11 protein-coding genes and 2 pseudogenes are annotated in these 13,684 nt (G+C 61.4%); 9 read left to right on the top strand and 4 right to left on the bottom strand.

Going from position 1 to position 13,684, the window contains the following annotated elements; all coding sequences use genetic code 11:
• Positions 1-49 precede the first annotated feature (49 nt).
• The 4 genes from LOY26_RS03890 (at position 50) to LOY26_RS03905 (ending at position 5,201) form a co-directional block, all read left to right on the top strand.
• Positions 50-1,657 (top strand): tetratricopeptide repeat-containing response regulator, encoded by a 1,608-nt coding sequence (locus LOY26_RS03890; RefSeq protein ID WP_033701281.1) that lies wholly within the window; start codon positions 50-52, stop codon positions 1,655-1,657.
• Complete coding sequence (locus LOY26_RS03895) at positions 1,654-2,346, top strand: sensor histidine kinase KdpD (protein ID WP_033701279.1); 693 nt, start codon at positions 1,654-1,656, stop codon at positions 2,344-2,346. The genes LOY26_RS03890 and LOY26_RS03895 overlap by 4 nt, the downstream gene beginning before the upstream one ends.
• A gap of 1,381 nt (positions 2,347-3,727) precedes the next feature.
• Entirely contained in the window at positions 3,728-4,372 is a 645-nt protein-coding gene (locus LOY26_RS03900) for an MBL fold metallo-hydrolase (protein WP_186660238.1), read from the top strand.
• A gap of 109 nt (positions 4,373-4,481) precedes the next feature.
• Positions 4,482-5,201, top strand: a complete 720-nt coding sequence (locus LOY26_RS03905) for an OmpA family protein (RefSeq protein WP_033701275.1) — start codon at positions 4,482-4,484, stop codon at positions 5,199-5,201.
• A 42-nt stretch (positions 5,202-5,243) separates the two neighbouring features.
• On the opposite strand, the gene pta is transcribed toward LOY26_RS03905, so the two are convergent.
• Both pta and LOY26_RS03915 read right to left on the bottom strand, forming a co-directional pair.
• A complete protein-coding gene (gene pta / locus LOY26_RS03910) occupies positions 5,244-7,331 on the bottom strand; it encodes a phosphate acetyltransferase (RefSeq protein ID WP_033701274.1) in 2,088 nt (695 codons plus the stop codon).
• Positions 7,332-7,363: 32 nt separating this feature from the next.
• Entirely contained in the window at positions 7,364-7,666 is a 303-nt protein-coding gene (locus tag LOY26_RS03915; RefSeq protein ID WP_095064021.1) for a DUF3565 domain-containing protein, read from the bottom strand.
• Between LOY26_RS03915 and LOY26_RS03920 the strand changes: the two genes are divergently transcribed.
• Both LOY26_RS03920 and LOY26_RS03925 read left to right on the top strand, forming a co-directional pair.
• Entirely contained in the window at positions 7,665-8,150 is a 486-nt protein-coding gene (locus tag LOY26_RS03920; RefSeq protein WP_016501463.1) for a peptidylprolyl isomerase, read from the top strand. The two genes, LOY26_RS03915 and LOY26_RS03920, sit on opposite strands and share 2 nt — an antisense overlap.
• Before the next feature lie 145 nt (positions 8,151-8,295).
• On the top strand, positions 8,296-8,778 hold the full coding sequence (locus LOY26_RS03925) for a glutathione peroxidase (protein ID WP_186660236.1): 483 nt from the start codon (positions 8,296-8,298) through the stop codon (positions 8,776-8,778).
• Positions 8,779-8,787: 9 nt separating this feature from the next.
• On the opposite strand, the gene LOY26_RS03930 is transcribed toward LOY26_RS03925, so the two are convergent.
• A complete protein-coding gene (locus LOY26_RS03930) occupies positions 8,788-10,005 on the bottom strand; it encodes a glycosyltransferase family 1 protein (RefSeq protein WP_186662881.1) in 1,218 nt (405 codons plus the stop codon).
• 307 nt (positions 10,006-10,312) lie between these two features.
• On the opposite strand from LOY26_RS03930, the pseudogene LOY26_RS26970 reads away from it, so the two are divergent.
• Positions 10,313-10,912 (top strand): annotated as a pseudogene (locus LOY26_RS26970) (PAS domain-containing protein); the annotation flags it as partial.
• A 168-nt stretch (positions 10,913-11,080) separates the two neighbouring features.
• Positions 11,081-11,500, top strand: a pseudogene (locus LOY26_RS26975) (methyl-accepting chemotaxis protein); the annotation flags it as partial.
• 162 nt (positions 11,501-11,662) lie between these two features.
• Here the strand turns inward: LOY26_RS26975 and cysZ are convergent.
• Positions 11,663-12,391, bottom strand: a complete 729-nt coding sequence (gene cysZ, locus LOY26_RS03940) for a sulfate transporter CysZ (RefSeq protein ID WP_186660229.1) — start codon at positions 12,389-12,391, stop codon at positions 11,663-11,665.
• Between the two features lie 329 nt (positions 12,392-12,720).
• On the opposite strand from cysZ, the gene trxB reads away from it, so the two are divergent.
• Positions 12,721-13,683, top strand: coding sequence for a thioredoxin-disulfide reductase (gene trxB / locus LOY26_RS03945; RefSeq protein ID WP_033701267.1), 963 nt, complete (start codon positions 12,721-12,723; stop codon positions 13,681-13,683).
• Position 13,684 lies beyond the last annotated feature (1 nt).

The raw sequence follows: 13,684 nt of genomic DNA on the forward strand, positions 1-13,684 counted from the left end.
ATGCATCGCCTTGCGCGATTTTTCAATCATCCCAATACAGGTCGTGTTGATGCTGCAGTACGGGCAAAAGAGCTTTCTGATCGTCGACGACTTCACCGACTTTCGTACGTCGACACGTTCCATGTTGCGCGAGCTGGGTGTGCGCGACGTGGACACTGCCGACAGCGGCGAGCAGGCCCTGCGCATGTGCGCGCAGAAACGTTATGACTTCATCCTGCAGGACTTCCACCTGGGCGACGGCAAGAAGAACGGCCAGCAGGTGCTCGAAGACCTGATCCTCGACAAGCACATCAGCCATGAGTGCGTGTTCATCATGGTGACGGCCGAGAGCAGCCAGGCCATCGTCCTCAGTGCCATCGAGCATGAGCCCGATGCCTACCTGACCAAGCCGTTCAACCGGGTAGGCCTGGCCCAGCGCGTCGAGAAGCTGTTCCAGCGCAAGACCTTGCTCAAGCCGATCCTCCAGGCCCTGGACCGCGGTCGCCCGGCCGAAGTCCTGGCGGCCTGCGCCGAGCTGTGCAAGAAGGACCCGCGCTTCGCCCCTTTGTGCCTGCGCTACCGGGCCGATGCCCTGCGCAACCTCAATCGCTTTGACGAGCTGGAAAAGTTCCTCAAGGCCATTCTCGCCAGCCGCCCGCAGCCGTGGGTGTACTCGGCGCTGGGCAGCCTGATGCACAAGCGTGGCCAGAATGCCCAGGCTCAGGGCGTGTACGAGCAGGCACTGAAGGCCTTCCCGATCATGCCGGGCCTGTACGACGGCATGGCCGAAGTGCTGGTGGCGCAGGGCGAGAACAAGCGCGCGCAGAACATGCTGGAAGAAGCAGTGCGGCTGTCGCCGCTGTCGGTACGTCGGCAGGCCACGCTGGGCAAGCTGGCGCTGGGCAACGAGGACTTTGAAACCTCCTCGAAGGCGTTCCGCCATGCAGTGAACCAGGGGCAGAGTTCGCGCTACAAGGATGCCGAGAACAACCTTGGCCTGGTGCAGGCCTTGATGAGCAAGAACGCAGGCTTTGGCCTGGACGCCCGGACCCGCGTCGAGATCAACACCGTGCTCAGTGAAGTGGCCAAGGAAAACCCCGAGGATCAAGGCTTGCAGGTGCGCGCCCGGATGATGAAAGCCGCGAGCCTGCAGCAGGCCGGTGACGCCGAGACGGCCGCCAAGCTCACCGAGCAGGCCATGCAGCGTCTGGACAAGATGGAACAGTTCTTCTCGGTCGATGCTGCGCTGACAGTGGCTGCCCAACTGCAGGCGTCAGGGCAGGAAGCGGCCGCGATTGGGGTGCTCAAAAGCTGTGTGGAAAGCTATGGCGATGACCCCAAGGTCATGCAGAAGGTAGCCAAGCTGACGGATGATCCGGCCGTACTCAATGCGATCACCGAAGCCGTAACCCTCAACCGCCAGGGAGTGCGTAGTTACCAGGGAGGTCAGCTCGACGAAGCGCTGCAGTTGTTCCGCAAGGCCTTGGCCTTGCAACCGAAGAACATCAGCATCGCCCTCAACACCGCCCAGGCGCTGCTGCGCATCGGGGGGGATGACCCACAGCCTGCGATCATGCAGGAATGCCGCAACGCCTTGACCAGCGTTGCCGGCATCCCGGCCAGCGACAACCGCTATGACCGCTATGGCAAACTGCACATCCGAGTGTTCGGCGCATGAATCAAGACAATCAGGGGCTGGATTTTTCCACGGTGATCGCCTCCACCGTGCACGACCTCAAAAACTCCCTGTCAGCGCTGATCCAGTCCCATGACCAGTGGCTGGCGCGCTTGCCCGAAGAGTTGCGCACTGGCACCGAGCAAGGGGTGATGGAGCACGAGTTCCGCCACCTCAACGGTATGCTGGTGCAGCTGTTGGGGCTGTACAAACTGGGTGTCAACCAGCTGCCGGTCTGCCCGGACTACCACGAGCTGGACGACTTCATCGAAGCCCAGTTGGCTGCCCATCAGGAAGTACTCAAGCACAACGACATCCTCGCCACCTGGCGTATCGACACCGACAACCCGTTGGGCTTTTTCGACCGCGAACTGGTGGCGTCGGTGATCGCCAACGTGATCACCAACGCCACCCGTTTTGCCGGGCATGCCTTGTTGATCAGCATCGAGGAAGAGGCCAACCAACTGGTGATCTGCGTCAACGATGACGGCCCGGGTTATCCACAGCGCATGCTCGAACGCCAGGAAGAGTTCATTCAGGGGATCGATTCACACAGTGGCAGTACTGGCCTGGGCCTGTACTTCGCTGCGCGGATCGCGGCGCTGCATGAGAGCGATGGGGTGAAGGGGCGCATCGAGATTTCCAATGGCGGGGCGCTTGGGGGCGGGTTGTTCAGGTTGTTTTTGCCTTGAGGTGAAAGGCTGAAAAAGTGCCTCTATTGTCATAAAGCGTAACCTTTCCGGTCGACTTGGAGGAAAGGTTTCCCGATGTACTGTGGGAAGGATCCGAAGACAGCTAAGAGGGATTTTTAGCCCTTTTTCATTAGGGTTCGAGCTGGTAGATATCCGATTCCAAATGACTGCCAGTGAATGAATCATGAGCAACCCTGTTCAGCAATCCAAGCTCCACTCATGGACTCTGCCTGATCTTCCAGACCGGCTTGAAGGTGAGGGGCGGGCAGTGAGCAATATGAATAGCGTCAAGATGGGTCCGTACGACCTGGCTTCGCTCATCAGTCAATGTGACTTGAATTCGCCGCAATCGGCAGAACTACTGATTTGGGAGCGAATGGGATCAGTCGGGCTTGAGTTCTGAATGGTTATGGAGTCCATTCGGTGGAAGGGACTTCCATGAGGCAGCGAAATATTAATCTTCGTTACCAAGTCTTTCGATCCCAGGCCAGAGCCCTTGTCAATGAGTTCCTGCACCGTCAACCAGAGTTTTTGAGCAACTCTATCGCGACTACCAGTGTCCGAATGGAGCCCATAACGTATGAAGCCATTACTGCTTCCCTTGAGTGGTCAGAGGGTGTCGCCCTGTTCCCTTGGGAGGAGGTTTCTGCCTGGAAAGATAAAGACACGAAGGGTTTCGATCTTTCTATCTGGTACGGTACTGAGCTCTGCGGTCTCTGTTATGCAAGCCCCCGAAGAAGCCGCCTGTGCATAAAGGTCATATTGTTGGAGAGCAACCCTTGTAGGTCTCATCCGCTGAAGGGGCAGGTCGCCTCTCTGGCACTGTTGGCCGTTGATTATTACGCCCGAATGTTGGGTTGTCGGGAGATCGAGGTGCAAGACCCTCTCGCTGGGGCAAGGCCACTATATGAAGCGCTTGGATTCACAAACACGTCTGATGGTCGGCTTGTGATCCAGATAGATCCCTAATAGTATCCGTGCTATGCCCGATCAGGCTTTGGAGGTAATCATGCGATCCGCAAAGAGGCAGGAAAAGCTATTGGTGGCGAAATTTGAGGCTGAGGCTAGACGCCTCGCAGGTCGAATTTCCGAAAACCAAATGCGTTTCCTACAAGTCGCTAAAGGGAAGGGGGCAGAGCTTGAGCCGGTTGGCCCTCTCGCAGGCGCTTCATCCTGAAGATCAAAATGCCATCACCAAGCCGCACCAGCTCCTGTACCTGACTGTCTCAGGTCTTCTGTGTAAAAACCGGCCAAAGTGCCGGTTTTTCGTTTACCGAAGGTGAGTTTTCGCATTCCGATTTTCAGCGGATTGATGATGCTTCGGTGGTTTTCTCATTCCAGGAACTGCGTGGATCCCCCTGTTTTACTACCGAGACGTTGAATGAACCACGCTCCCCCCACCCTCATCCGCGAAACCTTCCCCGTAGGCCCCCTGCAGTGCAATTGCACCCTGATCGGCGACCCGCTGAGCAAAAAGGCCATCGTCGTCGACCCAGGCGGTGACCCGGAGAAGATCCTCGCCCGCCTGCAAGCCCATGGCCTGACCTTGGTAAGCATCATCCACACCCACGCGCATTTCGATCACTTCCTCGCCTCGGGCAAGTTGAAGGAACTGACTGGCGCGACATTGCACCTGCACAAGGACGACCAGTCGCTGTGGGACAACCTGGAGATGCAGTGCCAGGTGTTCGGCGTACCTTACACCCCGGTGCCTGCCCCAGACCGCTGGCTGAGCGATGACGAGGAACTGGCCTGTGGTTGTGGCGTGGCCTTGCATACCCCGGGGCACACGCCCGGCTCGATGAGCTTCTGGTTCGCCGATGCCAAGCTGTTGATTGCCGGCGATACCCTGTTCCGTCGCGGTATTGGCCGCACCGATTTGTGGGGCGGTGATCAGCGGGCTATCGTTCGTTCGATCAAGGAGCGGTTGTACCGGCTGGATGAAACGGCCATCGTGGTCACAGGCCACGGGCCAGACACCCGCCTGGGTGACGAGATGCGCGAGAACCCGTTCGTGCGGGCATGAACCTGCGTGAAAACGTGTTCATGGAATTTTTTTGCCGCTTGGCAATCCAAGGCTGGCATAGATCCATTCGCGGTCTGCCGCATTTATGAATTTCAGTAGGAGCTTGTCCATGTTCACCATGCGTCGTCTGATTATCGTCGCAACCGCTGCAGCCCTGATGACTGGCTGCGCAAGCCAGAACCCGTACGACAACCAGGGTCAGGCGCAGGGCTCCACGGGGATGAGCAAGACCGCCAAGTACGGCGGCTTGGGCGCGTTGGCCGGCGCTGTCGCCGGTGCCGCCATCGACCACAACAACCGGGGTAAAGGTGCGCTGATCGGCGCCGCCGCAGTGGGTGCCGCAGCAGCCGGTTACGGCTACTACGCCGACAAACAGGAAGCCGCACTGCGCGCACAAATGGCCAATACCGGCGTCGAGGTGCAGCGCCAGGGCGACCAGATCAAGCTGATCATGCCAGGCAACATCACCTTCGCCACCGACTCGGCCAACATCGCGCCAAGCTTCTACTCGCCGCTGAACAACCTGGCCGGCTCGTTCAAGCAGTTCAACCAGAACACCATCGAAGTGGTCGGCTTCACCGACAGCACCGGCAGCCGTCAGCACAACATGGACCTGTCCCAGCGCCGCGCGCAGGCGGTCAGCACCTACCTGACGTCGCAGGGTGTGGATGCTTCGCGCATTTCGGTACGTGGCATGGGCCCGGACCAGCCGATCGCCAGCAACGGCGACGCCAACGGCCGGGCACAGAACCGTCGCGTGGAGGTCAACCTGAAGCCGATCCCAGGTCAGCAGTATGACCAGCAAGGGCAGGTTCAGCAGTATCCGTAAGTCATGAGGGTCGCCTTGGGGCTGCCAAGCAGCCCCAAGGCTTCAGCGCACGACGCTGGCCTGAATCGCCGTCAGGGCGATTGTATGCACGATATCGTCCACCTGAGCCCCGCGCGGCAAATCGTTCACCGGCTTGCGCAACCCCTGCAGCATCGGCCCCAGGCTGACCCCATCGGCACTGCGCTGCACCGCTTTGTGCGTGGTGTTGCCGGTATTGAGGTCGGGGAAGACGAACACCGTGGCTCGCCCGGCAACCGGGCTGTTTGGTGCCAGTTCCCGGGCGATGGCCGGGTTGGCCGCAGCGTCATACTGCAACGGCCCATCGATCAGCAGATCATGCTCCGCGCTTTGTGCCAGGCGTGTCGCTTCGCGCACCTTCTCGACTTCTTCATCGCTCGCCGAATCACTTGAATAACTGATCATCGCCACACGCGGCGCGATGCCGAAGGCCTGTGCCGATTCGGCGCTCTGCCGGGCAATTTCTGCAAGTTCTGCGGCACTGGGGTGCGGGTTCATCACGCAGTCGCCGTACACCAGCACCTGCTCGGGGAACAGCATGAAGAACACCGAAGACACCAGGCTGGCACCTGGCGCCGTCTTGATCAGCTGCAGGGCCGGGCGGATGGTGTTGGCGGTGGAGTGCACCAGGCCCGAGACCAGGCCGTCGACCTCATCCAGGGCCAGCATCATGGTGGCGATCACCACCGGGTCTTCCAGCTGCTGCTCGGCCATGGGCGCATTGAGGTTCTTGCTTTTGCGCAGCTCGACCATCGGTTCGACATAGCGCCCGCGAATCAGCTCCGGGTCGAGTATTTCCAGGTCTGGCGGCAGGGTAATGCCCTGGGCGCGGGCAACGGCTTCGACGGCCTCGGGCTTGGCCAGCAGTACGCAACGCGCGATGCCACGGGCCTGGCAGATCGCCGCCGCCTGCACCAACAGCGGCTCGGCGCCCTCGGGCAGGACGATGCGCTTGTTGGCCTGTTGTGCGCGTTGAATCAACTGATAGCGGAACACCGCAGGCGACAGACGCAGCTCACGTGGTGTGCCACAGCGCTGATGCAGCCAGGCCGCGTCGAGGTGGCTGGCGACGAAATCGGTGATGAACTCGGCACGCTCGCGGTCATCCACGGGGATCTCGCGGTTCAGTGAGTTGAGCTGATTGGCCGTGTCGTACGAACCGGTACTCACCGACAGAATCGGCAGGCCGGCTTGCAGGGCGCCGCGGCACAAGCCAAGGATGCGCGCATCGGGCTTGCTGTCGCTGGTCAGCAGCAGGCCGGCCAGGGGCACGCCATTGATCGCCGCCAGGCTCACGGCCAGAATGATGTCGTCACGGTCACCCGGGGTCACCACCAGGGTGCCAGGTGTGAGCAATGGCACGGTGTTGGCCACGGTGCGTGCGCAGATGATGATCTTGCTCATGCGCCGCTGCTCGTAGTCCCCGGCGTTGAGCACCTGGGCGCCAAGCAGGTCGGCCACATCGCGGGTGCGCGGGGCGTTCAGCTCGGGCTGGTAAGGGATGCAGCCCAGCAGGCGGAAGTCGTTGCCGCGCAGCAACGGCGAGTGCTCGCGCAGGCGCGTGGCGAAGTCCGCCATGCTTTCTTCGGTGCGCACCTTGTTGAGGACCACCCCGAGCACTTTCGGGTCGCGTGGGCCGCCGAACAGCTGGGCCTGCAGCTCGACCCGGCCGGACAACTCGCTGAGGACCTCGTTTTCCGGCGCCGACACCAGAATCACCTCGGCATCCAGGCTCTTGGCCAGGTGCAGGTTGACCCGCGCCGCGTAGCTGGCGTGGCGGGTCGGCACCATGCCCTCGACCACTACCACGTCATTGCCCACGCAGGCTTGCTGATAGAGGCGGATGATTTCTTCGAGCAGTTCGTCAAGTTGGCCATCGCCGAGCATGCGCTCGACGTGCGCCAGGCTCAACGGCTTGGGCGGCTTGATGCCGTGGGTCCGTGCGATCAGTTCGGTGGAGCGCTCGGGGCCGGTATCGCCGGGGTGCGGCTGGGCGATGGGCTTGAAAAAACCGACCTTCAGGCCTGCGCGTTCAAGGGTGCGAACCAGGCCCAGGCTGATTGAAGTCAGGCCGACACCAAAGTCGGTCGGCGCAATGAAAAATGTTTGCATGCGTGCTTCTCGAAATAAAGCGGTGCAAGGAATCAACGGCCAAGGGTAGCGCTATCGGCCGCCTGTGCACACCAGCCACAGGCGAAAGCCTGGCCGATGCGCTGCTGGCGCTGAGCGGCATCGAGCACCCACGGGCGTGCTTGCCAGGGCGGTTGGTGGCGAAGGTGCTGGGTGTGGCCGCACGACAGCTCGACCACCCAGTGGCCTTCTTCGTCCTGATGGAAGCCAGTGATCCGACTGATGGGCTGTTCCTCGGCCGAGGCGCGTTCGCAATCGGGCGATGGCTTGGTTACACTTGTCCGCTCTACATACTTTTGCAAAAGGTCTTGCCCCATGCTGATCGCCGCCAACAAGGCTGTCTCCATCGACTATACCCTGACCAACGACGCCGGGGAGACCATCGACAGCTCCGCCGGTGGCGCGCCGCTGGTTTACCTGCACGGTGCCGGCAACATCATCCCGGGCCTGGAAAAAGCCCTGGAAGGCAAACAGGCCGGTGACGAGCTGAATGTCTCCATCGAGCCGGAAGACGCGTACGGTGAATACCTGGCCGAGCTGGTCAGCACCCTGAACCGCAGCCTGTTCGAAGGCGTCGACGAGCTGGAAGTCGGCATGCAGTTCCACGCCTCGGCGCCGGATGGCCAGATGCAGATCGTCACCATTCGCGACCTCGACGGCGACGACGTTACCGTTGACGGCAACCACCCGCTGGCCGGCCAGCGCCTGACCTTCCAGGTCAAGGTTGTCGACGTGCGTGACGCCAGCGAAGAAGAAATCGCTCACCGTCACATCCACGGTGAAGGTGGCCATCACCACTGATTTTCTGCGCTAAGCTCAGAGAGTCGCCAGGCGCTCGGGCAAGCCATTTGCCTTCCCAACGGGAGGTGGACGGCTTGGACGAGCGCTTTTTTATTGGGCGGATTTCGCCCACGCGGCCATCGGGAACCTGAGAGGGGATTACATCATGAGTGCATTTCACGACCTGAAGTTGGAGGCACTGAACGGCGGGGATCTGCCCCTCGCACCGTTCAAGGGCCAAGTGGTGCTGGTGGTCAACGTTGCCTCCAAGTGTGGCCTGACGCCGCAATACGCTTCTCTGGAAAAGCTGCAACAGCAGTTCAAGGGCAAGGGTTTCAGCGTGCTGGGGCTGCCCTGCAACCAGTTTGCCGGCCAGGAGCCTGGCAGCGAGAAGGAAATCCAGGAATTCTGCAGCCTCAACTACGGTGTCAGCTTCCCCTTGGGCGCCAAGCTGGAGGTCAATGGGCCACAACGCCACTCGCTGTATCGCCTGCTGGCAGGGGAGGGGGCTGAATTCCCCGGTGACATCAGCTGGAACTTCGAAAAGTTTCTGGTAGGCAAGGACGGCCGCGTGCTGGCGCGCTTCTCGCCGCGCACTGCGCCGGATGACCCTGCCGTGGTTCAGGCCATCGAGAAGGCCCTGGGCTAAGGTTTTTCCTCAGCCGCGCGGGGCTGTCGAACCTGGCTTGATCGCCAGCGCAGTGCCCGGGGCCTGTTGCGCCGCGCCTGCGCGTTGTTTGCAGGCACCATACAGATAGGCCTCGTACTGCTCGACAATTGCTGGCCAGCCTTGGCGGCTGGCGTGTTGACGGGCATTCAGGCGTACTCGGCGCAGGGTTTCTTCCTCTTCCAGCAACCAGCAGGCGGCATCGATAAAGGCCGCCTGGTCCCCGGGCATGGCCAGCGCGCCGCTGTGCCCATGACGAAGATGTTGCGCGGCCGCCGCCTCATCGTAGGCCACCACCGCCAGCCCCGAAGCCATGCCTTCGAGTACCACGTTGCCAAAGGTTTCGGTCAGGCTTGGGAACAGGAACAGGTCACCGCTGGCATAGTGCTCGGCCAGTGCCTCACCGCGCTGGGCGCCACAGAACACGGCATCAGCCACTTGTTGTTCAAGGGCGGCGCGCTGTGGGCCGTCGCCGACCACGATCAGGCGCAGGCGCTTCTGTGGATAAGTCTGCTTCAGCGCGTCCAGGCACGGGCGCAGCAGCCCCAGGTTCTTTTCTGCCGCCAAGCGCCCGACATGCAGCACGGCGATATCGTCCGGGCCAAGCCCCCAGCTTTCACGCAGCACCTGGCTGCGCCGGGCCGGGTTGAACAGGCAGGCATCGACGCCGCGAGCCAGCAGTTCCAGGCGCTCGAAGCCACGGCGTTCAAGCTCCAGGCGCTGGCTGACGCTGGGCACCAGGGTGATGGCCGTGCGGCGATGAAACCAGCGCAGGTAGTGGGTGAGCAGGCGTGCCAGCAAACCCAAGCCATATTGGCCGGAGTACTGCGGGAAGTTGGTATGGAAACCGCTGACCACCGGCACCCCCAGGCGCCGTGCCGCGCGCAGCGCACTCAGCCCCAATGGCCCTTCGGTAGCGATGTACAGCACATCCGGGCGTTGTCTGCGCCAGCGCCGCAGCAGCTTGTGCATGGACACTTCGCCCCATTGCAGGCCGGGGTAGCCGGGCAAGCCCCAGCCGCGGCACAGCATCAGTTGCGGGTCGTTTTGCACAGGCGCTTCGCCGGCTTGGCGTGGGCGTACTATCTCGATGTCATGCCCGCGTTGGCGCAACCCTTCGCTGAGGCGGCCAAGGGTATTGGCGACACCGTTGATCTCCGGTGGGAAGGTTTCGCTGACGAGGGTGATACGCAGGGCGGGTGTATTCATGACAAAAAGTGTCCTCCTGCAGCATTGCGCGCATGTGACGGCCTTGTGACGTGCAGGTGACGCCTGATCGCCGGTTGTTTCAACGGTGTGAATATTTGTCTGCAGGGTGCTCAAGAACCTGCCACCACCAGCCGATGAAGATGCATTCGATTACGTGCTGCGCTCCAGGAGAGCGGGAATGTTCAACAACAAGCTCAAGCAAGAAATCCAGCAACTGCGTGAAGACCTGCTGTCGGTCGAACAGGTCAAGAGCAGCCTCGACAGCGAGATGCTGGTGCTCCAGCTCGACCCCCAAGGACGGATCGAGATGGTCAACGGCAACTTCGAGAGCGAGATGCTCTACCGTGCCGACCAACTGCTTGGACGCAAACTCGAAGACATTGTCCCGCCCCATGTGAAGACGCTGGATTTCTATCAGCGCATGAAAAGTGCCATCAGCCGTGGCGAGCACCTCAACGGGGCGTTCCGCCTGCTGCGTGGCAATGGCCAGGAAGCCTGGCTGCGCTCCATCCTGCAGCCGGTCAAGAACAGCGAAGGGCGCCTCAAGTATTTCACCCTGCACTCGAGCGACCTTACCCGCACCATCGAAACCTCACGCGAGCACGAAAGCCTGATCAAGGCATTGATGCGCTCGACCGCCGTGATCGAATTTGGCCTCGATGGCACCATCCTGACTGCCAACGAACGCTTTCTGAGCGCGGTCGGCTACCGTCTCGAGCAGATCTGCGGCAAGCATCACCGCATCTTCTGTGAGCCTGCAGAAGCCAATTCGGCAGGCTATCAGGCGTTCTGGGACAAGCTGCGCCGGGGCGAGTACATCGCTGAGCGCTTCAAGCGCATCGATGCCCATGGCCGGGTAGTGTGGCTGGAGGCGTCCTACAACCCGATCTTTGATGCCCATGACGTGCTGTACAAAGTGGTCAAATTTGCCACCGTGATCACCGACCAGGTCAACCAGGAGCAGGCAGTTGCCGAGGCGGCGGACATCGCCTTCAACACCTCGTTGGGCACGGACACCAGCGCGCGCAAGGCCACCGAGGTGGTCACGCAAACCGTAAGCGTCATGCGTGGGCTGGAGGCGTCGATGCAGGAAGCGGCCGAGGGTATCCAGGCGCTGGACACTCAGTCGCGGGTGATCGGCTCAATCATCAAGACCATCAGCGACATTGCCGGGCAGACCAACCTGCTGGCGCTCAACGCCGCCATCGAGGCAGCCCGTGCGGGGGAGCAGGGGCGGGGGTTTGCCGTGGTCGCCGACGAAGTACGCCAGCTGGCCTCGCGAACCAGCACTGCCACCGAAGAGATTGCCCGGGTCGTGCAGCAGAACGAGCAATTGGCCCAGGCTGCGGTGGCGATCATCGACACCAGCAAGCGCCAGGCCGAGCAGGGGCTGGCGCTTGCCGATGAGACCGGCAACGTGATCGTCGAGATTCAGGACGGGGCGAAGCGGGTGGTGGACGTGGTGGGGCAGTTTTCCAGCCGACTGGCTCAGTGATTGTTGTTGTTGTTGTTGTTGTTGTTGTTGTTGTAGGAGCGGCCTTGCGTCGCGAAAGGGTCGCAAAGCGGCCCCGGCGATTTTTGCTGCGCCACAGAACCTGGGGCCGCTACGCGACCCTTTCGCGACGCAAGGCCGCTCCTACACCAGCGCGTGCCAGGCTCAGTTACGCTCGCGTACCCAGAACAACGTAGCACCGGCCACCGCCGCTGGCATCATCAGCACGTTCACCACCGGCACCATCAGCGCCAGGTAGGTGATGCCGCCAAAGCCCAGCGACTGCCAGCGCTTGCTGCGCAGCCAGGCGAGCATGTCCTGCCAGCTCATCTTGTTGTTGTCCGCCGGGTAGTCGATGTATTGGATAGCCATCATCCATACCCCAAAAATCAGCCACAGCGGCGCCGCGATCACGTTGACCACCGGGATCAACGACAGGATGAACAGGCCGATCGCCCGGGGCAGGAAGTAGCCCAGCTTGCGCATCTCGCGGCCAAAGGTGCGCGGCACCATGGCCACCAGCTCAGCCCAGCTGAACGCGGGGAAATTGTCTTCGCCGCGCACCACCACTTCGACCTTTTCGGCCAGAAAACCATTGAACGGCGCGGCAATGACGTTGGCCACCAGGGTGAAGGTGAAGAACACCATCAGCACCACCAGGGCGACGAACAGTGGCCAGAGAATGTACGTGAGGAAGTTCAACCAGCTTGGCAGGGTCGGCATCAGCGCGTCGACCCACACACTGAACTGGTGGCCGGCAAAGTAGATCAGGCCGCCGAACAGCAGCAGGTTGACCGCCAGGGGCAGCAGCACGAACAACCGCAGGTTCGGGCTCAGCACCAGTTTCAGGCCTTCGCGCAGATACTGGGGGCCAGAGAGGACAGGGGCTTGCATCGAGACACTCCGAACATAAGGAAAACGCGCTGACCTTACCGAGTTTGTTGCGCCGACGAAAGGCGGGCGATGTCGGCGAAATTCGCTGTAACAAAAGCATCAGGGCGTTTTTCGTGAATGAAATTGCTGAATAGACGATGCCTATGAGGTGGATTGTCGAAGGATATTTCCTTAATCTTTGCGACCTCGCTACAGTGCGCTCAACTTTTAGGTTCTGGACCGACGCGTTGTAGCCTTCCCCAAGGTTGCGTGGGTCCTTTTTAAATTCCAGCTGGCACCGCCGGCACACCGATGCTGGCCCCGTGCGGCCGGCTCGACAGGAGTTCGACATGTCTGAAGTACGTCATTCGCGCGTCATCATCCTCGGTTCCGGCCCTGCCGGTTACAGCGCCGCAGTCTATGCCGCCCGTGCCAACCTCAAGCCGCTGCTGATCACCGGCATGCAGGCCGGTGGCCAGCTGACGACCACCACCGAAGTCGACAACTGGCCGGGCGACCCCCATGGCCTGACTGGCCCAGCCCTGATGCAGCGCATGCAAGAGCACGCCGAGCGCTTCGAGACCGAGATCGTCTTCGACCACATCAACGCTGTCGACCTGGCCAACAAGCCATTCACCCTGCAAGGTGACAGTGGCACCTATACCTGCGACGCGCTGATCGTTGCCACTGGCGCCAGCGCTCGCTACCTGGGCCTGCCGTCGGAAGAAACCTTCATGGGCAAGGGTGTTTCGGCCTGCGCTACCTGTGACGGCTTCTTCTACCGCAACAAGCCGGTAGCCGTTGTCGGTGGCGGCAACACCGCGGTTGAAGAGGCGCTGTACCTGGCCAACATCGCCAGCAAGGTGACCTTGGTTCACCGTCGCGAAACCTTCCGTGCCGAGAAGATTCTGGTCGACAAGCTCAACGCCCGCGTGGCCGAAGGCAAGATCGAGCTCAAGCTCAACGCCACCCTGGACGAAGTACTGGGTGACAACATGGGCGTGACCGGTGCGCGCCTGAAGAACAACGATGGCAGCAGCGACGAAATCAAGGTCGACGGCGTGTTCATCGCCATCGGCCACACGCCGAACACGTCGCTGTTCGAAGGCCAGCTGACCCTCAAGGACGGCTACCTGGTGGTCAATGGCGGCCGTGAAGGCAACGCCACTGCCACCAACGTCGAAGGTGTGTTCGCAGCGGGCGACGTGGCCGACCACGTCTACCGTCAGGCCATCACCTCGGCCGGTGCAGGCTGCATGGCGGCACTGGACGTCGAGCGTTACCTGGACGGCTTGGCCAACGCCTCGTTCTGAT

It is taken from the genome of Pseudomonas sp. B21-047 (assembly GCF_024748775.1).
Taxonomy (GTDB): Bacteria; Pseudomonadota; Gammaproteobacteria; order Pseudomonadales; family Pseudomonadaceae; genus Aquipseudomonas; species Aquipseudomonas capeferrum.